The organism is Geodermatophilus sp. SYSU D00703 (assembly GCF_054050155.1).
In genome coordinates this window covers 29257-50748 of sequence record NZ_JBJGYU010000016.1, presented here as the reverse complement: position 1 = coordinate 50748, position 21492 = coordinate 29257, and the positions used below count along the sequence as shown (strand labels likewise).

General features: G+C 73.6%; 19 protein-coding genes. 8 read left to right on the top strand and 11 right to left on the bottom strand.

The genetic code is table 11. The annotated features are described in order from the left end of the window. Nucleotides 1-17: 17 nt before the first annotated feature. Both ACI782_RS15930 and glgC read right to left on the bottom strand, forming a co-directional pair. Complete coding sequence (locus ACI782_RS15930; RefSeq protein ID WP_456910884.1) at nt 18-476, bottom strand: hypothetical protein; 459 nt, start codon at nt 474-476, stop codon at nt 18-20. 175 nt (nt 477-651) lie between these two features. Further along, nucleotides 652-1890 (bottom strand): glucose-1-phosphate adenylyltransferase, encoded by a 1239-nt coding sequence (gene glgC, locus ACI782_RS15925; RefSeq protein WP_456910882.1) that lies wholly within the window; start codon nt 1888-1890, stop codon nt 652-654. Nucleotides 1891-2175: 285 nt separating this feature from the next. Between glgC and ACI782_RS15920 the strand changes: the two genes are divergently transcribed. From ACI782_RS15920 to ACI782_RS15910, 3 genes are all read left to right on the top strand, one after another. Next, on the top strand, nt 2176-3138 hold the full coding sequence (locus ACI782_RS15920) for an ROK family glucokinase (RefSeq protein WP_456910880.1): 963 nt from the start codon (nt 2176-2178) through the stop codon (nt 3136-3138). A 93-nt stretch (nt 3139-3231) separates the two neighbouring features. Then, nucleotides 3232-4707, top strand: coding sequence for a sugar porter family MFS transporter (locus ACI782_RS15915; protein ID WP_456910878.1), 1476 nt, complete (start codon nt 3232-3234; stop codon nt 4705-4707). Nucleotides 4708-4807: 100 nt separating this feature from the next. Next, nucleotides 4808-5275: a hypothetical protein gene (locus ACI782_RS15910; RefSeq protein WP_456910876.1), complete on the top strand. Its 468-nt coding sequence runs from the start codon at nt 4808-4810 to the stop codon at nt 5273-5275. Nucleotides 5276-6079: 804 nt separating this feature from the next. Here the strand turns inward: ACI782_RS15910 and ACI782_RS15905 are convergent. The 4 genes from ACI782_RS15905 to ACI782_RS15890 all read right to left on the bottom strand — a co-directional run bounded on the left by ACI782_RS15905 (nt 6080) and on the right by ACI782_RS15890 (nt 10589). Continuing rightward, on the bottom strand, nt 6080-7147 hold the full coding sequence (locus ACI782_RS15905) for a DNA polymerase domain-containing protein (RefSeq protein WP_456910874.1): 1068 nt from the start codon (nt 7145-7147) through the stop codon (nt 6080-6082). Nucleotides 7148-7195: 48 nt separating this feature from the next. Further along, nucleotides 7196-8752: an alpha/beta hydrolase gene (locus ACI782_RS15900; protein ID WP_456910872.1), complete on the bottom strand. Its 1557-nt coding sequence runs from the start codon at nt 8750-8752 to the stop codon at nt 7196-7198. Nucleotides 8753-8814: 62 nt separating this feature from the next. After that, nucleotides 8815-9900 (bottom strand): ATP-dependent DNA ligase, encoded by a 1086-nt coding sequence (locus ACI782_RS15895; RefSeq protein WP_456910870.1) that lies wholly within the window; start codon nt 9898-9900, stop codon nt 8815-8817. Between the two features lie 5 nt (nt 9901-9905). Next, nucleotides 9906-10589: a signal peptidase I gene (locus ACI782_RS15890; protein ID WP_456910868.1), complete on the bottom strand. Its 684-nt coding sequence runs from the start codon at nt 10587-10589 to the stop codon at nt 9906-9908. An 85-nt stretch (nt 10590-10674) separates the two neighbouring features. Here ACI782_RS15890 and ACI782_RS15885 point away from each other — a divergent pair, with 85 nt between their 5' ends. Beyond that, nucleotides 10675-11631: a hypothetical protein gene (locus ACI782_RS15885; RefSeq protein ID WP_456910866.1), complete on the top strand. Its 957-nt coding sequence runs from the start codon at nt 10675-10677 to the stop codon at nt 11629-11631. Next, the gene (locus ACI782_RS15880) at nt 11628-12473 is read left to right on the top strand and encodes a hypothetical protein (protein WP_456910864.1); all 846 of its coding nucleotides are present in this window, start codon (nt 11628-11630) and stop codon (nt 12471-12473) included. Before ACI782_RS15885 ends, ACI782_RS15880 begins: the two co-directional genes overlap by 4 nt. A gap of 16 nt (nt 12474-12489) precedes the next feature. Here the strand turns inward: ACI782_RS15880 and ACI782_RS15875 are convergent, their stop codons facing one another. Together ACI782_RS15875 and ACI782_RS15870 are read right to left on the bottom strand one after the other, a co-directional pair. After that, nucleotides 12490-13173 carry a LuxR C-terminal-related transcriptional regulator gene (locus ACI782_RS15875; protein ID WP_456910862.1) on the bottom strand — a complete coding sequence of 228 codons (684 nt, stop codon included), beginning with the start codon at nt 13171-13173 and terminating at the stop codon, nt 12490-12492. Next, nucleotides 13170-14702, bottom strand: coding sequence for a sensor histidine kinase (locus ACI782_RS15870; RefSeq protein ID WP_456910860.1), 1533 nt, complete (start codon nt 14700-14702; stop codon nt 13170-13172). Before ACI782_RS15870 ends, ACI782_RS15875 begins: the two co-directional genes overlap by 4 nt. Before the next feature lie 251 nt (nt 14703-14953). Here ACI782_RS15870 and ACI782_RS15865 point away from each other — a divergent pair, with 251 nt between their 5' ends. Further along, a complete protein-coding gene (locus ACI782_RS15865; RefSeq protein WP_456910858.1) occupies nt 14954-15595 on the top strand; it encodes a hypothetical protein in 642 nt (213 codons plus the stop codon). A 129-nt stretch (nt 15596-15724) separates the two neighbouring features. On the opposite strand, the gene ACI782_RS15860 is transcribed toward ACI782_RS15865, so the two are convergent. Then, nucleotides 15725-16087, bottom strand: coding sequence for a peroxiredoxin (locus ACI782_RS15860; RefSeq protein WP_456910856.1), 363 nt, complete (start codon nt 16085-16087; stop codon nt 15725-15727). 134 nt (nt 16088-16221) lie between these two features. Between ACI782_RS15860 and ACI782_RS15855 the strand changes: the two genes are divergently transcribed. Continuing rightward, on the top strand, nt 16222-16449 hold the full coding sequence (locus ACI782_RS15855) for a type II toxin-antitoxin system Phd/YefM family antitoxin (protein WP_456910854.1): 228 nt from the start codon (nt 16222-16224) through the stop codon (nt 16447-16449). Between the two features lie 15 nt (nt 16450-16464). Here ACI782_RS15855 and ACI782_RS15850 read toward each other — a convergent pair whose 3' ends face one another. Next, nucleotides 16465-17199, bottom strand: a complete 735-nt coding sequence (locus ACI782_RS15850; protein WP_456910852.1) for a dihydrofolate reductase family protein — start codon at nt 17197-17199, stop codon at nt 16465-16467. 1 nt (nt 17200) lies between these two features. Next, on the bottom strand, nt 17201-18952 hold the full coding sequence (gene treZ, locus ACI782_RS15845) for a malto-oligosyltrehalose trehalohydrolase (RefSeq protein ID WP_456910850.1): 1752 nt from the start codon (nt 18950-18952) through the stop codon (nt 17201-17203). Between the two features lie 123 nt (nt 18953-19075). Between treZ and ACI782_RS15840 the strand changes: the two genes are divergently transcribed. Next, complete coding sequence (locus ACI782_RS15840) at nt 19076-21484, top strand: hypothetical protein (protein WP_456910848.1); 2409 nt, start codon at nt 19076-19078, stop codon at nt 21482-21484. Nucleotides 21485-21492 lie beyond the last annotated feature (8 nt).

Sequence of the window (21492 nt, the reverse complement as noted above, 5' to 3'; positions counted from 1 at the left end):
CGGCCGCGGCGGGCTCCCTACTGCCCGTCGGCGCGCATGAGGTGCTCCGCCTGTCGGCGCGAGACCGGCCGGCTGTTCACGCCGCCCTCGGGGCGCAGCTGGGCGTGCACCTTGCGCATCCCATACAGGCCGCGGCCGATCTCGCGGTCGCCGTGCACGGCGCGGATCCGCTCAGAGACGACCGCGTCCCGCTGGGCGCGGGCCGACGGTGGGGGGTTCTGGCCGCCAGGTAGGTGCTCGGGGGGCGATCTCAGGCCGTGCTCGCGCGGCACCCGGCAGATCGGCTCGACTCCGAACTCCAGCCGATGCACTCGTGAGGATCGCTTCGCCCGGCGCAGTTCGCGAACCTCCCGCTGCAGCTCGCGCAGCCGAGTGCGCTCGTCGCTGGTCAGTCCCGGCTCGGCGCCGGCGTCGACGCGGGCCTGCCTGGCCCAGTGCCGCAGCGTGTCGCTGTTGGTCCCCAACTGCTCGCCCACCCGGATGCACGCCGCCGTTCACGCTCAACCTCTCCGGGCCGTCGACGAGGTCGCTGCCGAGGCGGATCGACCGGTCACGCAGCTCGTCCGGGTACTTCCTCGGTGCAGGCACGATCCCACTCTCCCGTGGATTCGGACCCGCTATGAGACAGGGGACGGTTCACCGGCGTCGCACTCACTTCATGATCTCCCGTCCCTTGCCGACCACGGTGATGCCCGCCTCGGAGACGACGAGGCCGCGGGCACGGTCGTCGTCTTTGTCGACGCCGATCTCGACGCCCTCGCCGATGCGGACGTTCTTGTCGACGATCGCATCGCGGAGCACGGCCCGGCGGCCGACGTGCGTGCCGTCCAGGACCACGGACCTCTCGAGGGACGCCCAGCTGTGCACGACCACGCCGGGGGAGAGCACCGACTCGCGGACACAGCCACCGGAGACGATGACGCCGTTGGACACGATGCTGCTGATCGCCCGGCCGACCCGGTCGCCGTCGTCGTGCACGAACTTCGCTGGCGGCCGGGACGGGATGTGGGTGAGGATCGGCCAGCGCTCGTTGTAGAGGTCGAATGCCGGGGTCGCCGCGCAGAGATCCATGTGGGCGTCGAAGTAGGAGTCCAGCGTGCCGACGTCGCGCCAGTAGCGCTCGGTGCCGGCCTTCTCCCCAGGGACGTCGTTCGACTTGAAGTCGTACACCTGCGCCGCGCCCTGCCCGACCAGCATCGGGACGATGTTGCCGCCCATGTCGTGCTTGCTGTCCTCGTCGGCGGCGTCGGTGCGCAGGGCGTCGAGCAGCGCCTCGGTGCTGAAGACGTAGTTGCCCATGGACGCGAAGGTCTCATCGGGGCGGCCGGGCAGCGCGGGCGGATCGGCGGGCTTCTCCAGGAAAGCCTCGATCCGCTGTCCGTCGTCCGCCGTCTGGATGACGCCGAAGGCGGTGGCCTCCCGGCGAGGCACAGGGATGCCCGCGACCGTCACCCCGGCGCCCCCGTCCAGGTGCTGGCGCCACATCTGCCCCGGGTCCATGCGGTACACGTGGTCGGCGCCGAAGACGACGACGAGGTCGGGGCGCTCGTCGTTGATGAGGTTCAGCGACTGGAGGATCGCGTCGGCCGAGCCGGTGTACCAGCGGGGGCCGAGGCGCTGCTGGGCCGGCACCGTGGTGACGTAGTTGCCGAGCAGGTTCGACAGTCGCCAGGTCGTCGTGATGTGGCGGTCGAGGCTGTGGCTCTTGTACTGCGTGAGCACAGCGATCTTGAGGATGCCGGCGTTGACGAGGTTGGACAGGGCGAAGTCGATCAGCCGGTAGAGGCCACCGAAGGGTACGGCGGGCTTGGCCCGGTCCTCGGTCAACGGCGCGAGCCGCGTGCCCGCACCACCGGCCAGCACGATCCCGAGGATCCTCGGCTCCGCCATTCCGCACCTCCTGGGCCGCCCGCCAAGGGCCTCGACGACCTGTTGTCCCCGTGGTGGACGGACGTGTGGCTCCGAGCCTGGAACGAGGCCTCATCTCGAGCCGGATCACATCATGCTCGTAGGGCCTCCTGATCGGAACCGGAGCCGGGGACATCCACGGGAGTCCCCGATGCCGGGCGTTTCCCGGCGATCTCCGGTCCGACCACCAGACGGCGGACCCGCTTCCGGTGGCATGGGGTGCGGGGAGGGAGCAGAGTCCACAGTGCTTTGGATCACACCGCACCCATGACCGGGGGGGCGACCATGGCACTCGCGATCGGCGTCGACATCGGCGGCACCAAGGTCGCCGCCGGGCTGGTCGACGAGCAGGGCGGCATCGTCGCCAGCGCCCGGCGCGACACACCGTCGCACGACCCGGCCAGGATCGAGGAGATCATCGCCGACGTCGTCCGAGAGCTGCAGGCCTCCCACGAGGTCGAGGCCGTCGGCATCGGGGCGGCCGGGTTCGTCGACGCCGCACGATCCACCGTGGTCTTCGCGCCCAACCTGGCCTGGCGTGACGAGCCGCTGCGCGTCAACGTCGAGAAACGGTGTGGGCTGCCGGTCGTCGTGGAGAACGACGCCAACGCGGCGGCCTGGGCCGAGGCCCGCTTCGGCGCCGGGCGGGGGCAGCAGTACCTCGTCGTCCTCACGGTCGGGACCGGCCTCGGCGGCGGCCTGGTGACCGGCGGGGAGCTGTACCGGGGGCGGCAGGGGATCGCCGCGGAGTTCGGGCACGTGACGGTGGAGCCGGGCGGACGGCGGTGCGGCTGCGGTGGCCGTGGTTGCTGGGAGCGCTACGCCAGCGGCCGGGCGCTCATCCTCGAGGCCCAGGAGCTCGCCACGGTCTCGCCGGCCATCGCCGGTCGGTTGCTGGAGCTGGCCGGTGGCCGGCCGGAGGCGATCTCCGGGCTGCACGTCACGCGCGCGGCCCAGGACGGGGACGAGGCCGCGCTCGAGGCGTTCCGGGTGATCGGCACCTGGCTGGGCCAGGGCATGGCCGCCCTCACCGCGGTCCTGGACCCGGAGGTGTTCGTCCTCGGCGGTGGGGTCTCCGCCGCCGGGGAGCTGCTGCGCGAGCCCGCAGAGCGGTCGCTGCACGAGCGGATCACGGCGCGCGCGTACCGGCAGGTACCGGACGTACGGCTCGCCGAGTTCGGCCCCGAGGCCGGGATCGTCGGCGCGGCCGACCTGGCACGACGCCGGTGAGGCAGGACGGGGGAGTGGACTCGCGGGGGTGTGAGACGGCACGGCCAGGCGGCACAGGGGTGTGGCGCGGGAGGGACGGCGGAGGGGGATCCGGTGAGCGAGCACGGTTCGTTTGATCAGCACGCGTCCATCTACGACGAGACGGACACCGGCAGCGGTCGCAGCGCGGTGCGGATCGCGTCCGTGGCCGCGCTCGGCGGCTTCCTCTTCGGCTACGACAGCGCGGTCATCAACGGTGCCGTCGCCGCCGTCGAGGACCGGTTCAACGCGGCCCCCGGCCCCCTGGGCTTCGCCGTGGCCTCGGCCCTGCTCGGCGCCGCGGCCGGTGCCCTGACCGCCGGGAGGTTCGCCGACCGCTTCGGCCGGCTGTTCACCATGAAGGTGGCCGCGGTGCTGTTCTTCGTCAGCGCGCTGGTCACCGGGTTCGCGCCCAACCTGATCGTCCTGATCATCGGCCGCATCGTCGGCGGCATCGGCGTCGGCGTGGCCTCGGTCATCGCCCCGGCCTACATCGCGGAGGTCGCGCCGGCGCGGATCCGGGGCCGACTCGGCTCGCTGCAGCAGCTGGCCATCGTCAGCGGCATCTTCCTCTCCCTGCTGGTCGATTTCGCCTTCGCGGCCGCGGCCGGGGGATCGCGCGAGCCGTTCTGGTTCGGCCTCGAGGCGTGGCGGTGGATGTTCCTCGCCATGGCCGTCCCGGCTGTGGCCTACGGCCTGCTCACCCTGACCATCCCCGAGTCCCCCCGCTACCTCATCGCCACGCACCGGATCCCCGAGGCGCGCCGGATCCTGGGCACCCTGCTGGGCGAGCGCGGTCTCGACATCAAGATCAACCGAATCCGGGAGACGATGCAGCGGGAGAAGCCGCCCTCCTGGGCCGACCTGCGCGCGCCACGGAGCGGGCTGCTGCCGATCGTCTGGGTGGGCCTGGGCCTGTCGGTCTTCCAGCAGTTCGTCGGGATCAACGTGATCTTCTACTACTCGAACGTGCTGTGGGAGGCCGTCGGCTTCAGCGAGGCCGACGCCTTCGTCATCACCGTGATCACCTCCGTGGTGAACATCGCGACCACCCTGATCGCGATCGCGTCCGTGGACCGTTTCGGCCGGCGACCGCTGTTGCTCATCGGCTCGGTGGGCATGGCCGTCACGCTGGGCACCCTTGCCGTGATCTTCGGGACCGCGCCGCTGAACGCCGAGGGCAACCCGGTGCTCTCGGGCGCCACCGGTCCGATCGCGCTGCTCGCCGCAAACCTGTTCGTCGTCGCTTTCGGCATGTCCTGGGGGCCGGTCGTCTGGGTCCTGCTGGGGGAGAAGTTCCCGAACCGGATCCGCGCGGCAGCGCTGGCCTTCGCCGCCGGCGGTCAGTGGGTGGCCAACTGGCTGATCACCGTGAGCTTCCCGGTGTTGAGCGACGTGTCCCTGGGCCTGGCGTACGGCTTCTACACCGTCTGCGCGGTGCTGTCGTTCATCTTCGTGCTGCGCTGGGTGCGGGAGACCAAGGGTGTGGAGCTGGAGGAGATGCACGCCGGCGCCGGTGCCGTCCGCGGCGGTGCTCGCCAACCCCGCTGAGGGCTCGCCGGCCGCGGGCGCGGACGTCGAGCGGATCCTCGATCCGGCGGCATGTCGGGTCAGAACACGTCCCGTAGGTCGACGAGCGGAGGTCGATCACATGCGCAGGTACCTCGTCGTGGCGAACCAGACCCTCTGTGAGAGGGAGCTCCGGGAGGAGATCGGCAAGCGGGCAGAGGCGGGTGATACCTCGTTCTACGTGCTCGTACCGAACACCCCCGCTGCCCACTACCACGTGGTCCCGGCGGCCGGTGGCTTCGTGCCCATGGCCAGCATGGTCACCGGCTACGGCGGGCCGGAGACCGACGAGGAGGCGACCGAGGAGGCTCGGGATCGACTCTCCCGGTTTCTCGCCGATCTGGCCGGGCTCGGCGTCCAGGCCGAGGGACACGTCGGCAGTGCCCACCCGCTCGACGCCGTCGAGGAGACAGTCTGCGACCGGGACTTCGACGAGATCATCGTGGCGACCCTGCCCAAGCGGATCTCGCGCTGGCTCGGCTCGGACGTCCCGCACCAGATCGAGCGCCGCTACGGGCTGCCGGTCACCACGGTCGTCAGTCGAGCCTGACCGGCAGACTCCAGGGCGGCCAGCACATCACCACCATCGGAGCGATCGAGAGGGAACGCCGTCACCACCTGCCGTGCAGACACCACCTCCCTCCTCGCGGTCACCGACCTCCAGCAGGGAGAGGCGGCGACCTGCTGGTCAGCCAACGCGGAGCGTTCGAGCCACGGGGGCCCTCGATGATCTCGCCGTTTCGTGGTCAACCTCGCGGTAGACGTCTGGGGCACGCTCGGCGGCGACATCGAGGGTCGGATGAGATGCCGTGCAGGCGGACGCGGCAGGGTCCGACCGGCGGTCGGACAGCCATCGGCTGAAACGGCGGACGCTCTGGCTGTACGGCTCGATCGTCCGCGGCGCTCTCGCGGTGGCGCGCAGGTGCCGCTGGAAGGACGCCACCAGGTCCTCGAGCCGGATCGCCACGGCGGCGGTTCATCGAGCGAGTGAGCGCTGTGCCAGGCCTGCGGTCGCGCCGGGAACAGGCGTCCTCGCTGGCAGGACGCTTGGCGTGGCTGGGCTGGACCCGCATCGGCCCGACGGTCGACGGGGCCCTACCGTCGCCGTTCACGGTCGACGGGGCCGGCATCCCGGGCGGAACCAGGCTGTGGGCGACCCACGACAACGGCGGCCCGGCGATGGAGCCGAAGCGCTCGCCGAGCCGGCAACTCATCCGCGGACCGACCGTCTCCGCATCGAGCTCGGCACACAGCGCACGACTGGAGAACGACTGCAGAGGTACACGAGAAGCCCGCACAGGCTCGTGATCGCCCGGTGGAAGCGCGCTGAGGGCGTGCGTCGTCCAGCGTCCGATCACTCGTTCCCGCTGGTGGGGCGCTTGGCGCGGCTCGGTTGGACCCGCATCGGTTCTCCCGGCATCTTCGGGTAGTCCGGGGGATAGGGCAGGTCGCCGAGCCCCTCGTCCTTCGCCTGCCGCTCGGCCAGCTCCAGCAGGGGCTCGATGCCGAAAGCGTGGTCGGCCAGGCCGGCGTGCTTGTCGCCGGCCTCCTTGAACCGGGCCGGCATGGTCAGGACGTCGAAGTCGGTCGGGTGGACGTCGGGCAACTCGTCCCAGTCCACCGGGGCCGAGACCGGGGCGTGCGGCTTGGGCCGGATGGAGTACGCCGAGGCGATCGTGCGGTCCCGGGCCATCTGGTTGTAGTCGATGAAGATCTTCTCGCCGCGCTCCTCCTTCCACCACGACATGGTCACGCGGTCGGGGAGCCGGCGTTCCAGCTCGCGGCCGAAGGCGATGACCGCCCGGCGCACCTCGGGGAAGGTCCAGCGCGGCTGGATCGGCACGTAGACGTGCACCCCGCGCCCCCCGGACGTCTTCGGCCACCCCTGCATGCCGAACTCCGCCAGCAGCTCGCGCACGTGCGGGGCGACCCACACGGCGTCGGAGAAGTCGGTGCCCGGCTGCGGGTCGAGGTCGATGCGGATCTGGTCGGGAGACTCGACGTCCGACTTCGACACCGGCCACGGGTGGAAGGTCAGCGTCCCGAGGTTGGCGCACCACGCCACGACGGCGACCGAGTCGGGCGCGACCTCGTCGGCGGTCCGGCCGCTGGGGAAGGTGATGTGCGCCGTCGGCACCCAGTCGGGGGCGTTCTTCGGCACCCGCTTCTGGTAGAAGGCGTCGCCGGTGTTGTCCACCCGCGTGGAGAGCCGGGCGCCCTCGAACACGCCGCCGGGCCAGCGCTCGAGCGTCGTCGGCCGGTCCCGCAGCGCGTGCAGGATGCCCTCGCCGACCGAGACGAAGTACTCGACGACGTCGATCTTCCGGATGCCGCGCTGGGCGAAGTACGGCTTCTCCGGGTTGGAGACCCGCACCTCGTGCCCGTCCACCTGCAGGAGGACGGCGTCCTTCGCCGCGGCCATCACCGCACCGCCCCGTGGTCGATCTTCACCCGGCGCACCCTAGGGGGCTCAGGCCGGGCACGTCAGCCCGTCCTGCGGCACGGTCAGGTCGATGAGGTAGGCGTCGACCGCCGCGTTGACGCAGTCGGTCTTCGGGTACGCGGTGTGCCCCTGGCCCTGCCAGGTCATCAGGACGCCGGAGGTGAGGTCCTCGGCCATGTCCTGCGCGCCGGGCAGCGGGGTCACGGGGTCACCGGAGTTGCCCACGACGAGGATCGGCGCGCTGCCCTCGGCGTCGCGCTCCGGCACCGGCGTGCGCTCGGCGTCCCACACCGAGCACGTGTAGAGGCTGGCCGCGGAGCCCGCGCCGAACAGCGGGTAGCGCTGCCCCCAGTCGGCGGCGAGGGTGCGGACCTCGTCCTCCGGCACCTGCTGTTCGGGGTCGCTGTCGGCGCAGTTGATCGCCAGGTTGGCGTCGATGAGGTTGGAGTACGTGCCGTCCTGGAGCCGGCCGTAGTAGGAGTCGGCCAGGGAGAACAGCTGCTGGGAGTCGCCCTGCTGCGCGGCGGCCAGTCCCTGCGCCAGCTGCGGCCACGCGCTGGTCGTGTAGAGCGCCGCCTGGATCGCGGTCATCACCACGCCCGGGGTGGCCTGCCGGGTCTCGCCCTGGCGCGCGCTGGGGATCGGGGTCTGCCCGGCTTGGGCGAGCAGGTCGGTGACGAACTTCCGCGGGTCCGCGCCGAGGGGGCAGCCGGCGACCAGTCCGGTGCAGTTGGCGGCGAAGGCGTCGAACCCGGCCTCGAAGCCGGCGGCGCTCGCCTCGGCGTCCGCCCGCGGGTCGGTGTCGGGGTCGACGGCGGCGTCGAGCACCAGCGCGCGCACCCGGTCGGGGAACAGCTCGGCGTAGGTCGAGCCCAGCGTGGTGCCGTACGAGTAGCCGAGGTAGGTCAGCTGCTCGTCGCCGAGGGACTGGCGGATCAGGTCCATGTCCCGCGCGGTGTCGACGGTGGTGAAGCTGCCGAGTGCGTCGCCGTACTCCTCCGCGCAGCCGTCGGCGGCCTCCTCGGCCAGCGCGAACACCGTGTCGAGTTGCTCGTCGCTGACCGGGCGCGGCTCGGCGGCCACCATCCGGTCCTTCAGCTCGTCGGGGACGCACTCCACCGGCGTGGACAGCCCGACCCCGCGCGGGTCGAAGCCGACCAGGTCGAAGCGGCGCAGCACGTCCTCCGGCAGGGTCAGCGCCCGGCCGATCGCGGCGTCGGCGCCGGACGCACCCGGGCCGCCGGGGTTCATCACCAGCGAGCCGATCCGGTCGGTCTGCCCGGCCAGCCGCGCTCGCACCAGGAAGATCGGCATCGTCGCGCCCTGCGGCTCGTCGTAGCTGATCGGCACCTCGGTGCGACCGCACTCGAACAGGATGTCCCGCTCGCTGCCCGGGGTGCCGGCGACCAGGCCGGAGATCTGCTCGTCGCAGTCGCTCCACGAGATGTCCTGCGCCTCGGGCGCGGCCGGGGTCGTGGGGGACGGCGAGGGGTCCGCGGAGGTCGAGTCGGAGAACGAGGTGCAGCCGGAGGCGGCCAGGAGCACTCCGGAGACGGCGGCGACCAGGCCGCGGGACAGACGCATGATCACGAGCCTAGGAGGGTCTCGGCGGCCCCGCAGGGACGGCCGTCGATCTCACCGGGCTCCTACCCCGCGAGCACCTCGGCCAGGTCGTACCGGACCGGCACCTCCAGTTGCTCGTACGTGCAGCTGCGCGGCTCGCGGTCCGGGCGCCAGCGCAGGAACTGCCCGGTGTGCCGCAGCCGGCGACCCTCCAGCTGGTCGTACTTGATCTCGACGACGAGCTCCGGCCGCAGCGGCACCCAGGAGAGGTCCTTGCCGGCGTTCCACCGGCTCTGCGCCCCGGGCATGCGGTCCCCGTTGCCGTTGCCGTTGCCGGTGCTGGTGTCGGCGTTCGCCCAGTCCTGCCAGGGGTGTCCCTCGAGGGCCTCGGTGCGGTAGGGGGCCAGCTCCTCGACCAGCTCGGCCCGCCGGGCCATGGGGAAGGACGCCGCGACACCGATGGACTGCAGGGTGCCGGCGTCGTCGTACAGGCCGAGCAGCAGCGAGCCCACGATCGGCCCGCTCTTGTGCCACCGGAAGCCGGCGACGACGCAGTCGGCGGTCCGCACGTGCTTGACCTTGGTCATCAGCCGCTGGTCGGGGCCGTAGGGCAGGTCGGGGGCCTTGGCGAGGACGCCGTCCAGCCCCGCGCCCTCGAACTCCTCGAACCAGCGCTGAGCGGTGGCGGCGTCCTGCGTGATGGCGGTGACGTGCACCGACTGGGTGCCCTTGCCGATCACCTCCCGCAGCCGCGCCTGCCGCTCGGCGAAGGGCCTCTCCATGAGCGACTCGTCGCCGATCGCCAGCAGGTCGAAGGCGACGAAGGACGCCGGGGTCTGCTCGGCCAGCAGGTCGACCCGCGACTTGGCGGGGTGGATGCGCTGCAGCAGCGCCTCGAAGTGCAGCCGGTCGCCCTGCGGCACGATGATCTCGCCGTCCACCACGCACTTCTCGGGCAGCGCGGCCTTGACCGCGGCCACCACCTCCGGGAAGTAGCGGGTCAGCGGGCGCTCGTTGCGGCTGCCCAGCTCCACCTCGTCGCCGTCCCGGAAGACGATGCAACGGAAGCCGTCCCACTTGGGCTCGTAGTACATGCCCTCGGCCGTGGGCACCTTGGTGACGGCCTTGGCCAGCATCGGCTTGACGGGCGGCAGAACGGGCAGGTCCATGCGGGTCAGTCAAGCAGTCCGATCCGGGAAGGGGGCGGCGGAACGGCCGGGCGGGCCATCTGGAGGTGCACCGTGTCGGCGTCCACCGGGGGTGCGGACGCCGTCCGCTCGCCGTCAGCAGTGGCCGCCGGGTCGTCGGGGCGCTTGCGTTCCGGCCGGGGTCCGGGCGCCACGGCCAGGACGGCGCACACGAGGACGACGAGGAAGCCCAGCCCCTTCGGCGAGTGGAGGACAGCGGCCGCCCGGCCGAGCTCCGGGACGCCGAACCACAGCTCGCCGCGGACGGCGGAGGCGGGGACCGGGTCGATGTCCGGGGCGTTGTTTGCGTCGCCCTGGGTGGTGAAGACGGGGGCGTCCCCGGGGTCGTCCACGGCGATGATGCGGTGGGTGACGAGCTCCGGGGCGTCGGGACGGCGCTGGAACGTGATGACGTCGCCCACCTGCAGCGAGGTCGGGTCCTCGACCGGCTTGGTGAAGACCATGGCGCCGACCGGGAGCCCCGGGGTCATGCTGCCGGTGAGCACGGCGAGCGCCGCGCCGCCGGTCACCATCGGGTAGACGACCACGCCCAGCGCGGCTCCCGACCCGACGAGCAGGACCAGGCCGAGCACCCACGAGGCCACGCGGCGCAGGGCGTGCACCGCCAGGCTGCCGGTGGGCGCATCCGGGGCAGGGGCAGGGGAGGGCACGCTCCGATGCTCCCCGGTGCGCGGAGCCCCGGCATCATCGATTTTGTCGATGCGCGCCTCTCTCCCCCCGCACGAGCATGGGCGCGTGCGCCGATCCCTGTCCGCCCTCGGCGCCGTGCTGACCGCCGGAGCCGTGCTCCTGCCGGCCGGCCCGGCGGCGGCCGGCGAGACCCTCGCCCCCGGCGGCACCCAGACCTTGACCGTCACCCTCCCGGACTGGGCTCCCCGGGCGGACCGGCTCGGCGTCTCCGTCAGCGGGCTCGTCCAGCTCGAGAACGACTGCGTCGAGCCGGAGTCCGAGTCCGGCGACACGACCTGCAACAAGCGGCAGGGTGAACTCGCCGACTTCCTGGAGGCCACGGTCGCTGCGGGAGTCGGTGGCGAGAACTGCCAGGCCGGTGAGGGCGTCACGTTGTACCTGTTCGGCGCGCCCACCGCTTTCGACGTCAGGGACGTCGACTGCCTGGTCCTGCGCCTGCACTTCCCGGACGGGGAGAGGGCGGTGCCGGACAACGTCGCGCAGTCCGACAGCATCACCTTCACCCTCGACGTCGTCGGCGAGCAGGACTTGACGAAGGGACCGGTCCGCGGAGGCGGCAACCAGACCGCGCAGTCCAGGGGCACCGCGACCTCGGGCGGCGGCAGCGACCCCGTCGACGGCGCGACCGTCGCCTCGCCGGACTCCGGTGGCGGCACCGCTCCCGGCGTGCCGCCGGGTCCCGCCGGGACCGGCGGGGCGCGACCCGGCACGGCAGCAGGCAACGGCGTGGGCGCTGCTGCGGGCGGAGCCCCGACCGCGCCCGTGGGCGATGCGGTCGCCGTCCCGGAGGGCGTCGCGCCGTCGGGGGAGAAGACGGTCATCGGTCAGGCGGCCATGCCGGTCACGGTCGACGACGACGGGCTGGGCGTGGCGACGGAGTCGGCGACGTCGTCCCTCGTCGCCCAGGTGCTGAGCTGGGGCAGCCTGTTCCTCGGCGCGGTCGTCCTCGGGGGGCTGGTCTTCGTGCTGGTGCGCCGTCGCCGTCGGGAGCGTGCCGCGTGAGGCGCCGGACCGCCCTGGGCCTGGGGGCCGTGCTCGCCGGCAGCGTGCTGTTCGGCGCCGGCGGGACCGTCGCCGTCCTGAGCGACACCGCGTCCATGTCGGCCGAGGCGGGCGCGGGCTCGCTGAGCCTGAGCAACGCCTCGTCGCGGCCCGGCAAGGTGCAGCTCCAGCTCGGCAAGACCGCGGAGATCTCGTTGCGCGCCGACACCGGGGGCAGCGAGGGAGTGGTGCTGCAGGTGTCCGTGGTCGAGAACCCCGGCGCTGCAGCGTGCCCGACCGCCGCCCTGCTCACGATCGGCGTGCCCTCCGTTGCGGGGCTGCAGGAGACGCCCCTGTGCCAGCTCGACCGTCCCTCGACCTTCCTCCTCGAGCTCGACGGTTCGGCGGACGCAGTCGACGTCCCCATGACGGTCATGGCGACCGCATTGCCGGCCACCCGGGCGTCGGACATCTCCTGGGAGGGCTACCTGCGCTTCACGCTGCGGCACGCGCACGGCGGCTTCAGCGACCAGGAGGACGTCGCGGTCCACGTCGTCACGCCGCCAGGCCAGAGTGGCAGCGCTCCGGGCCAGGGCGGCGCCAACCCGGGCAACGGGCAGCGCGGGGGTGTGAAGGACAAGGACGACCGGAGCGCGTCCACGGCTGCCACCGGCGTCACGCCGGGGCCCCAGCCTGCTCCGGAGCAGTCCCCGAACACCGCGACGAGTGCGTCGGGCTCCGCGCAGGGCGAGGCGACGCCCCCCGGCACCGGCGAGCCGACCACGCCTGCGGATGCCGGGGAGCCGACCACGACGACCGGTGCCGAGGCCGGCGCTGCGGATGCCGAGGGCAGCGGGGCCTGACCCGTCCCGGCCGACGTCAGCGGGCTGAGGACGGCGGCAGGTCCAACCAGCCGGAGCGGCGGGCCAGGGCGACCGCCTGCAGCTGCGACGTGACCTCCAGCTTGGTCAGCACCGCGCGGATCTGGGTGCGCACGGTCGCCTCGCTCACGTGCGCGGTGGCCGCGATGGTCGCCGCGGGCATGCCCACCGCCAGGCAGCGCAGGACCTCGGCCTCGCGGGCGCTCAGCGACCGGAACGGCGCCAGCCGGGCCGACTCGTCGGCGCGGGCACGGCGGGCGGCGGCCAGCAGGTCCTGGCGGCGTCCCTCGTCGAGGACCGGCTCGCCCGCCCGGACCGCGGTCACCACCCGCAGCAGGTCGTCCAGGTCGGTGGCCTTGGGCAGCACGGTCACCGCTCCCCGCTCCAGCGCGGTGCCCCACGTGTCGTCCCCGGTCTCGCCGGTGACGACGACCACGCGGCAGCCGGCCGCGGTGAGGGGAGCGACCAGGTCGAGGCCGTCGATGGGGACGTCGTCCGCACCCGTGCCCAGCCGCAGGTCGAGCAGCACCGTGGCCGGCGCGGCCGCGGCGCACGACTGCTCGATGTCCCCGGCCGAGCGGGGCGGCACGCGGACGGCGGGGATGCCGGCGGCCCGCAGGCCGATCTCGACCGACTGCGCGAACAGCGAGTGGTCGTCCACCAGCAGCACCGGTTCGCTCATCCGGCCACTCCCAGCGCACCCACCTCGGCCTCGGCCGCCTCGCGGGGGCGGGGGATGGCGGGCACGGCGAGCGCCTGCGCCGCGCGGTGCACCGGGAGGGTGAGGCGGAGAGCGGTGCCGACGGCCGAGTCCTCGATGACGAGGTCGCCGCCGTGCCGGCGGGCGAGGTCCCGGGAGATGGCCAGGCCGATGCCCTCGCCGGGGCTGCCGGGGCGGCGGGTGCCCGCCTCGAAGGCGGCCGCGCGGCGGGCGGCCGGCAGGCCCGGTCCGTTGTCGGTGACGGTGACGGTGAGCCGGTCGGCCACCTCCACGCGGACCCGGCACAGCGCACCGGGGGCGTGCACGAGCGCGTTGCCCAGCAGGTTGCCGAGGATGACGGCCAGCGCGTCGCCGTCCACGCGCACCGGCAGCTGCTCCGACGGCGCCCAGTCCACGCGCAGCCCGCGCTCGCGGTGGCTGATCACCAGCGCGCGGACCAGTTCGTCGAGGTCGACGTCGCTGACCGACGGCGCGCGGTCCGGCAGGCGCAGCATGCGCTCCAGCCGGGCGAGCTCGACGGCGACGGTCTCCTCGAGGTCGGCGCGGGCGGCGGCGTCCTCCGGCCTCCTGAGGTGTCGGACGGCGGAGGAGCCGGCGCGGATGCCGGCCACGGTCGCCCGGGCGTCGTGCAGGCAGCCGCGGGCCTGCTGCAGCTGGCGCTCGTGCCCGGCGAGCTGCTCCAGCAGTCCGGCGACGTAGCGCTCCTGGCCGGCCAGCGCGTCGGTGAGGCCGCGCGCGGCGATGACGATCGCGGCGAGCGCCGCGACGACCGTCCCGAGGTCGTGGACCGTCTGGACCGCGGTGGTGGCCTCCGGCAGCACCGCCCGCAACCCGCCCACGGCGGTGACGGCTCCGACGACGGCCGCGACCACGGCCATCGTCCGCGTCGAGGAGCGGTCCCCGGCGCTCAGCGGGTCGAGGGTCCAGGCGGCGACGGCCACGGCCAGCCACGGGGCGCCGGCCAGCGCGAACGACGCCGGGACCGTGGCCCACGCCAGCTGCGGCCAGTGGCCCACAACGGCGACCAGCGCGAGGGCGACGCCGGCGACCAGCAGCGCGGTGAGCGCGACCACGACCGCCCGCTGCAGCCGCGGCCGGGTGACCGGGTCGGTGAACGCGCGCAGAGTGACGACGGCGGACCACGCCACGACACACAGCCCCGCGGCGCTCGCGACGGCCGGCCAGCGCTTGTCGAGCAGGGCGTTGACTGCGATGGCGGTCGGGGAGGCCAGCCCGAGGAGGACGAAGCCCGCCCCGGTGTGCCAGGACGTGCGCGTGCCGGTCACCCGCCAGCGGAGCAGGAAGCCCGCGCCGGCGGCGAAGAGGGCGAGGACCCCGACCACCAGCAGGACGGTGTGCCGGGCCCGGTCGCCGGCCAGCAGGAGCACCGCCAGCGCGGCCAGTGCCGCCGCCAGCCGGCCGGTCGAGAGGTCGGTCAGCTTGCTGCGCGCCGCGCGTGCCAGGGCACGCCCCCTCGTTGCAGTCCTCATGTGTCGCACACCGTTTCCAGAACTCCCCGTTCTCGCGGAGATGAGCACATCACACGACCGGGTGACACCCGACGAGGGGAGGGGCGACTGCGTCGAGCGGGTCGGATGTGACGGACGAGTCACGCTTGGTGACGAATCAACAGATCTGACGATGCCGCGGCACGGGTCCGGACCGGAACCTCGATGTCGTTCGCCGCGCAGAGGTCCGGCGAGAACCGTCGTGACGACGGGGACACCGACAGGAGACACCCATGAAGAAGATCGCCATCGCCGCCGCCGCCATGGGTGGCACCGCCCTCATCGCCTTCGGTGCCAGCGGCACCTTCGCCGCGCTGACCGACACGGAGACGGGCGCCCGCGCCACCGCCGGCGCCGGCACCCTGGACCTCACCGTGGGCGGCGGTGTCGCGGCCAGCAGCGCCAACGCACTCAGCCTCAACCCGGGTCAGTCCGTCACTCTGCCGTACTGGGTCGAGAACTCGGGCACCGTTCCCGGCAAGCTCTTGGGCGGCCTTCAGGTCACCAACGAGGACCGTGGTTGTGAGGAGCCGGAGAAGACGGCGGCTGCGAACTACACCCCTGACACCAGCTGTGACTGGGGAACCGGTGGGGAGTTCTCGCAGTTCGCTACGGCCGAGTTCTTCACCGCCTCCGCTGATAACGCCGAGGCGTGCGAGGCCGCGACCGGTGGCACTAAGTTCGGCACCGCTACCCCGACCATCGACCAGGCCGTTCAGGCGACGGCAGCCGGGGTGTTGGAGTTCGGCTCCCTGGCCGGGGACGCGGGCAAGTGCATCGTCCTCAAGGTCACGCTGCCCACGAACGTGACCAACGTCGTCCAGGGTGACGTCGCCCAGATCACCTTCACGGGCACTCTGGAGCAGCAGGTCTGACGCTTCCCTCGCGAGGGCGGTCCGGGTTCTCCCGGGCCGCCCTCGCGGCGTTTGCGAAGCCGGCCGGGACCCGGTGGCTGCGGTCGGGACTGCAGGTCCTGACCGGCCGGGCGGCCGCGATGGGGTTGCTCAGTAGCTGAAGGTGGTCGCGCCCTCGTCGCCGATCCACTCCCACAGGGGCACCGTGCCGGCGAGCTCGGCGCCCTTGATGAGAGCGCCCGCGTCCAACTGCTTGGCGTTGAAGCAGATGGGGCAGACGAACCATCGCCCGCCCGCCGCGCTGTAGCGCTCGAACAGGCTCGGCAGCGGAGGACAGCCCTCGCACGCGGTGCCGGTGGCGACGCCGTCGATCGCGAGCCGCACGGCCTCCTTCGCGAGGAAGACGACCGTCGGCCGGCCCGACTCGGCCGCTCCGACCGCCATCAGCAGGGCCACGGTGACCTTCTCGGGGTCTTCCAGGCCGGTGCTCAGGCTCACCACTGCCTTGCCCATGTGTTCCTCCTGGTCGCGTACCGGACCGGCGTGGCCCGGTGCGGCGACGCTAGGAGGGCGGGGGCAGGACCGGCACGGGTCGGAGGTCCCGACTCCGGTGCACCCCTCGCGGCTCCGCGAGGAGACTGAGTGCCATGACCAGGTCGGTCGACGTGTACGAGGCGAAGACGCACCTGTCCCAGCTGATCGAGCGGGCCGCCGCCGGCGAGGAGATCGAGATCACCGACGGCGGCAGGGTCGTCGCCCGGCTGGTCAGACCTCGCCGGACGCCGAACTTCGACTTCGACCGCGGCAACGTGTGGATCGCCGACGACTTCGACGACGACCTGCCCGAGGAGCTGCTGCGGGCCTTCGAGGAGTGACGGCCGCGCGGGTCGTCAGCCGAGGGCCTGCCCGACCGCGTACCGGGTGAACAGGACGCCGTCCTCCTCGAGCACCTGCCGCAGCTCCAGGCGGACGGCGTCAGCCAGGGGCACGGGGAGCAGGTGCGGCTCGCCGGCGCCGACGAGGGCGGGCGCCACGGTCAGGTCCAGCTCGTCGACCACCCCGGCCGCCAGCGCCGAGGACAGCAGCGCCGGACCGCCCTCGCACAGCACCTGCTCCAGCCCGCGCCCGGCCAGCTCGTCGACCGCGAGCGGCAGGTCCACGTCGTCCTCCCCGCAGACCAGCACGGTCACCCCCGCGTCGGCCAGCGCGGCGCGGCGAGCGAGGTCGGCAGCCGCGCAGGTGACCAGCAGCGTCGTGGGCACGGCCAGCCGGTCGCCCGGGGCGAGGGACGCCCGCCGCGACACGACGGCGATCGGGGCGGACGCCGGCCGGCCGAGCGCGGTCCGCAGCGCCGTGACCGCCGGGTCCGCCACGACCGGCCGGTAGCCCTCGGTCGAGGCCGTCCCGTGCCCGACCAGCACCACGTCGGCCAGCGCGCGCAGGGCCCGGAAGACCCGCTTGTCGCCGGGTGAGCCGAGGCCCGCGCTGCGGCCGCCGACGGTGATCGCGCCGTCCAGCGAGGCCACGAAGTCCACCCGCAGCGACCGCCCGGGCGGCAGCCGGTAGGCCTCGGCCAGGGCGTCGTCGTCGAGGTCCTGCGCCGGTCCGGGGAGCAGCCGGCGCACGTCAGGCGGTGGTCAGCACGGCCGCGCTCTCGGCCGGCATCGTGACCGTCCTGCCGTCCAGGACGGGGAGTTCGCCGGTGGCGAAGAGGACGTCCACCGCAGGGCTGTCCAGGTCGACCTCCCGGGGCTGACCGGCGAGGTTGACCGCGATCCGCAGGGTCCCGCGGTGCACCACCAGCCAGCGGTCGGCGTCGTCCCAGGTGACCTGGACGCGCGACAGGTCGGGGTCGACGAGGTCGGGGTGGGCGCGGCGCAGCGCCAGAAGCGCACGGTGCACCGCGAGCAGCCGCGCGTGCGGCTGCTCGCCGACCTCGCTCCAGTCCAGCTTCGAGCGGGTGAACGTCTCCGGGTCCTGCGGGTCGGGCACGACCTCGGCGTCCCACCCGTGCTCGGCGAACTCGCCGATCCGCCCCTCGGCCGTGGCCCTGCCCAGCTCCGGCTCGGGGTGGCTGGTGAAGAACTGCCACGGGGTGCCCGCGCCCCACTCCTCGCCCATGAACAGCATCGGCGTGAAGGGGCTGGTGAGCACCATCGTCGCCCCGACGGCGAGCAGGTCGGGGGAGAGGGACGCCGAGATCCGGTCACCGACGGCGCGGTTGCCGATCTGGTCGTGGTCCTGCAGGTAGCCGAGGAACTTCCAGCCGGGCAGCAGCGCGGTGTCGACCGGCCGGCCGTGGTGCCGGCGGCGGAAGCTGGACCACGCGCCGTCGTGGAAGTAGGCGCCGCTGAGCGTCTTGGCCAGGCCGGACAGCCCCGCGGCGGCGAAGTCGGCGTAGTAGCCCTGGCCCTCGCCGGTGAGCGTGGCGTGCAGCGCGTGGTGGAAGTCGTCGCTCCACTGCGCGGTCAGGCCCATGCCACCGGCCACCCGCGGGGTGACCAGGCGGGGGTCGTTGAGGTCGCTCTCCGCGATGAGGGTCAGCGGGCGGCCCTCGGCCACCGACAGGCGGTCGACCTCCTGCGCCATCTCCTCGAGCACGTGGGTGGCCCGCTCGTCGACCAGCGCGTGGACGGCGTCCAGCCGCAGCCCGTCGACGTGCATGTCGCGCAGCCACATCAGCGCGTTGTCGATGACGTAGCGGCGCACCTCGTCGGAGTCGGGGCCGGAGAGGTTGACCGACTGGCCCCAGGTGTTCGCGCCCTCCGCGAAGATGGGCATGAACAGCGGGAGGTAGTTCCCCGACGGCCCGAGGTGGTTGTAGACGACGTCCTGGATCACGGCCAGCCCGCGCTGGTGGCAGGCGTCGACGAACCGCTGGTAGGCGGCCGGCCCGCCGTAGTCCTCCTGCACCGTGTACCAGAGCACGCCGTCGTAGCCCCAGTTGTGCGTGCCGTTGAAGCCGTTGACCGGCAGCAGCTCGACGAAGTCGACCCCGAGCTCCACCAGGTGGTCGAGCTTGCCGATCGCCGCGTCGAGCGTGCCCTCCGGCGTGAACGTGCCGACGTGCAGCTCGTAGACGACACCACCGGCCAACGGCCGCCCGGTCCAGGCGGAGTCACCCCACCGGTACGCCGACGGGTCGAACCGGCGGGAGGGCCCGTGCACGCCGCCGGGCTGACGCCGCGAGCGCGGGTCCGGGTACACCTTCTCGTCGTCGTCGAGCAGGTACCCGTAGTCGGCCTCCGGCCCGGCCTCGACCTCGGCACGCCACCAGCCGCCGTCGTCCCGGTGCATGTCGTGCACCGTGCCGTCGACCTGGAGCCGGACCCGCTTGGGCACCGGCGCCCAGACGGAGAACTCGACGGGTTCGGACATGCGGGGGACCTCCGGGGAGCGCACGGATCTGCCTTCCCCTCGTGGGGAGGCAGGTCCAGCATTCCCGCCAACCCGGCGGTCAACCGCGGAAAGTCCACCGGTGCGCCGGGCTGGGGGAACGCCATGGCGACGTGGGTGGAGCTGCGCGTGCACGGCGTCAGCGGGACGCCGGAGAGCGAGATGCTCGAGACCGACCACGTCGCGGCCACGGGAGGCAACGCCTCGGTGGCGCACGTGCGCCGGACAGGGCCCGACCACACCCCGCTGCCACCGGAGGACGACGGCCGGGTGCTCGAGGCCTTCCACTGGGGGCGACTGACCTCGGGTTCCCGGTGGCGGGCCCTCTGGCTGCTGCTCGTCCCGTTCGGCATCGTCAACGCGTCGCAGTTCATGCTCCCGGCGGCGCAGGGTCGGGCCGGGCGGATCGCCCGAGCGCTGGTGAGCGGGGTCCTGCGGGTCCTGGGCCTCCTGCTGACCCTCGTGTTCGTCCTGTCGGTGGTCATCGGCGTCGTCGACCTGCTGGCCTGGCAGGCGCTGGGGCAGCGGGCGGACCTCCCGCTCGGAGGAGGGCGCCCCGAGCCGGTGGTCCTCGGCCTCGCCGTGACCGCCGTCGTGGTCCTCCTGCTCTCCCGCCTGGGGACGGACCGGGCTGCGCCTGCGGCCCCGGACAGCCCGTTCGCCGACCCAGGCCGGCACCAGCGCACCGGTGGGCCGCGGCCGGGCTTCTCCTCGCCCGACTTCTTCCGCGGCGACCCCGACGCCCCGGTCCTGCGGCGGCTGCACGTGGCCGCCGCCCTCGCGCTCCTGGCCTGCTTCTCGTTCGCGGCGGCGGGGGACGGAGGGTGGGCGCGGTGGTCGACCGGCGTGCTCGCCGTCGCCGTGGTGCTGGTGGCGATGCTCGGGGACGCGCCGGGCACCAGCGGCACGGCGTTGGACGTCGCCGGCAGTGCGTGGGGACGCGTGGCCCGCTGGCTGAGCCTCCTGGTGCTGGCCACGTCGTCCCTGCTCCTCGCGGCGGGCGGGACCACCCTCTGGCGGCTCGGCCCGACCGCGGCCGCGTCCGGCAGGTCCCTGCCCTGGTCGGACGGGGCGACCGCCGGCCTCTGCGCCGCCGCCCTGCTCGCGCTGGCCCTCCTCGCGGTCACCGTGCTGGTCCTGGCCGCCCTGACGCCCGAGGACCCGGCGACCCCGGCTCGGCTGCGGCGACTGGCCGGCGGCTGGGCCGGTGGGCTGGTCGCGACCGCGGGCTGCTTCCTCGGCATCGGCCTGGCCGCCGGGACGACGTACCTGGCGCAGGTCGCGCTCGACCTGGTGCTGGACGCGGGCGTGGAGGTCCCGACGTACCTGCAGCGGATCGCCTATGGCTGGGGCGTGGCGGTGGCCCTCATCGCGGTCGTCGGCGTGCTCGCGTGGTCCCGCCGCGCGGCGGCGGCGCGGCGACGCCGCGCCGTCGTGGCCGCCATGTACACCCCCGACGGCGCCGACCGCCCCCGGCTCTCGGACGCCGGGCTCGAGCGGGTGGCCCGCGCCGTGTCCGCCGCCCGCCTGAAGAACGTGCTCGCGCCGGTGTTCGTCGTCGCCGCCCTCGTCGGCTGGGTCCTGTCGCTCGCCGCCGTCGCCGAGCAGGTGCGGAGCGGGTGCGACCGTGCCGCCTGCGCTCCGGGCGACCTCCCGTCCCCGTGGGGCTGGGCCAGCGCGGTCACCGCTGACGGGCCCTGGGCGCGGGGGCTCGTCGGCTTCGGCTCCGCCGTCCTGTTCCTGTTCGCCGTCGCCCTCGCCGTGCTGGGATCCCGGGCGTTCGTATCCGCGCCGGAGGGCGCCCGGTGGCGACGCAGGGTCAACGTCGTCTGGGACGTGATCGCGTTCTGGCCGCGGGCGGCGCACCCGTTCGTGCCCGCGGCGTACTCGCAGGTGGCGGTCCCGGCGCTGGTCGACCGCATCGAGTGGTTGCTCTCCGAGGAGGGGGAGGCCGACCAGGTGGTCCTGGCCGCGCACAGCCAGGGGAGCCTGGTCAGCCTGGCCGCGCTGCGCTCGATCGCTCCCGAGCTCTACCCGAGAGTCGGGCTGGTGACCTTCGGCTCCCAGTTGCGCATGCAGTTCTGCCGCGTGTTCCCCGCGCACGTGGGCCCTGGTGTGCTCCGCTGGCTCAGCGACACCTGGGGGGAGCGCTGGGTGAGCCTGTTCCGCGAGACCGACCCGATCGCCGGGCCGGTCCGGAGCTGGGACCGGACGCCCGAGACCGGCCCGCTCCGGTCACGCCGGCTCTGGGACGACGGTCCGGAGGAGGACTGGCGCGATCCCCGCACCCTGCGACGGGTCTGCGGCGGCGAGTGGCGCCTGCTGGACCCGGTCGCCTCCGACCCGGACAACCAGTCCGCGCCGGAGCCGCCGCTGTTGGCACACAGCCGCTACTGGGCCGACCCGGACTGGCCGATGGCGGTCGGCGTCGCCCGGGGCGCGGCCGCAGCTCGACGGTCGATGCCGTCGCCCGGCGCCGGCCAGGTCACGGGGGGCCAGCCCGGCCCCCCGTGACCTGCGCG

Coding starts and splice junctions, on each gene's coding strand:
- glgC (WP_456910882.1), bottom strand. CDS start 1,890: ATGGCGGAGCCGAGGATCCTCGGGATCGTGCTGGCCGGTGGTGCGGGC.
- ACI782_RS15895 (WP_456910870.1), bottom strand. CDS start 9,900: ATGGACCTGCCCGTTCTGCCGCCCGTCAAGCCGATGCTGGCCAAGGCC.
- treZ (WP_456910850.1), bottom strand. CDS start 18,952: ATGTCCGAACCCGTCGAGTTCTCCGTCTGGGCGCCGGTGCCCAAGCGG.
- ACI782_RS15875 (WP_456910862.1), bottom strand. CDS start 13,173: ATGAGCGAACCGGTGCTGCTGGTGGACGACCACTCGCTGTTCGCGCAG.
- ACI782_RS15865 (WP_456910858.1), top strand. CDS start 14,954: ATGAAGAAGATCGCCATCGCCGCCGCCGCCATGGGTGGCACCGCCCTC.
- ACI782_RS15870 (WP_456910860.1), bottom strand. CDS start 14,702: ATGAGGACTGCAACGAGGGGGCGTGCCCTGGCACGCGCGGCGCGCAGC.
- ACI782_RS15855 (WP_456910854.1), top strand. CDS start 16,222: ATGACCAGGTCGGTCGACGTGTACGAGGCGAAGACGCACCTGTCCCAG.
- ACI782_RS15910 (WP_456910876.1), top strand. CDS start 4,808: ATGCGCAGGTACCTCGTCGTGGCGAACCAGACCCTCTGTGAGAGGGAG.
- ACI782_RS15840 (WP_456910848.1), top strand. CDS start 19,076: ATGGCGACGTGGGTGGAGCTGCGCGTGCACGGCGTCAGCGGGACGCCG.
- ACI782_RS15905 (WP_456910874.1), bottom strand. CDS start 7,147: ATGGCCGCGGCGAAGGACGCCGTCCTCCTGCAGGTGGACGGGCACGAG.
- ACI782_RS15860 (WP_456910856.1), bottom strand. CDS start 16,087: ATGGGCAAGGCAGTGGTGAGCCTGAGCACCGGCCTGGAAGACCCCGAG.
- ACI782_RS15900 (WP_456910872.1), bottom strand. CDS start 8,752: ATGCGTCTGTCCCGCGGCCTGGTCGCCGCCGTCTCCGGAGTGCTCCTG.
- ACI782_RS15920 (WP_456910880.1), top strand. CDS start 2,176: ATGACCGGGGGGGCGACCATGGCACTCGCGATCGGCGTCGACATCGGC.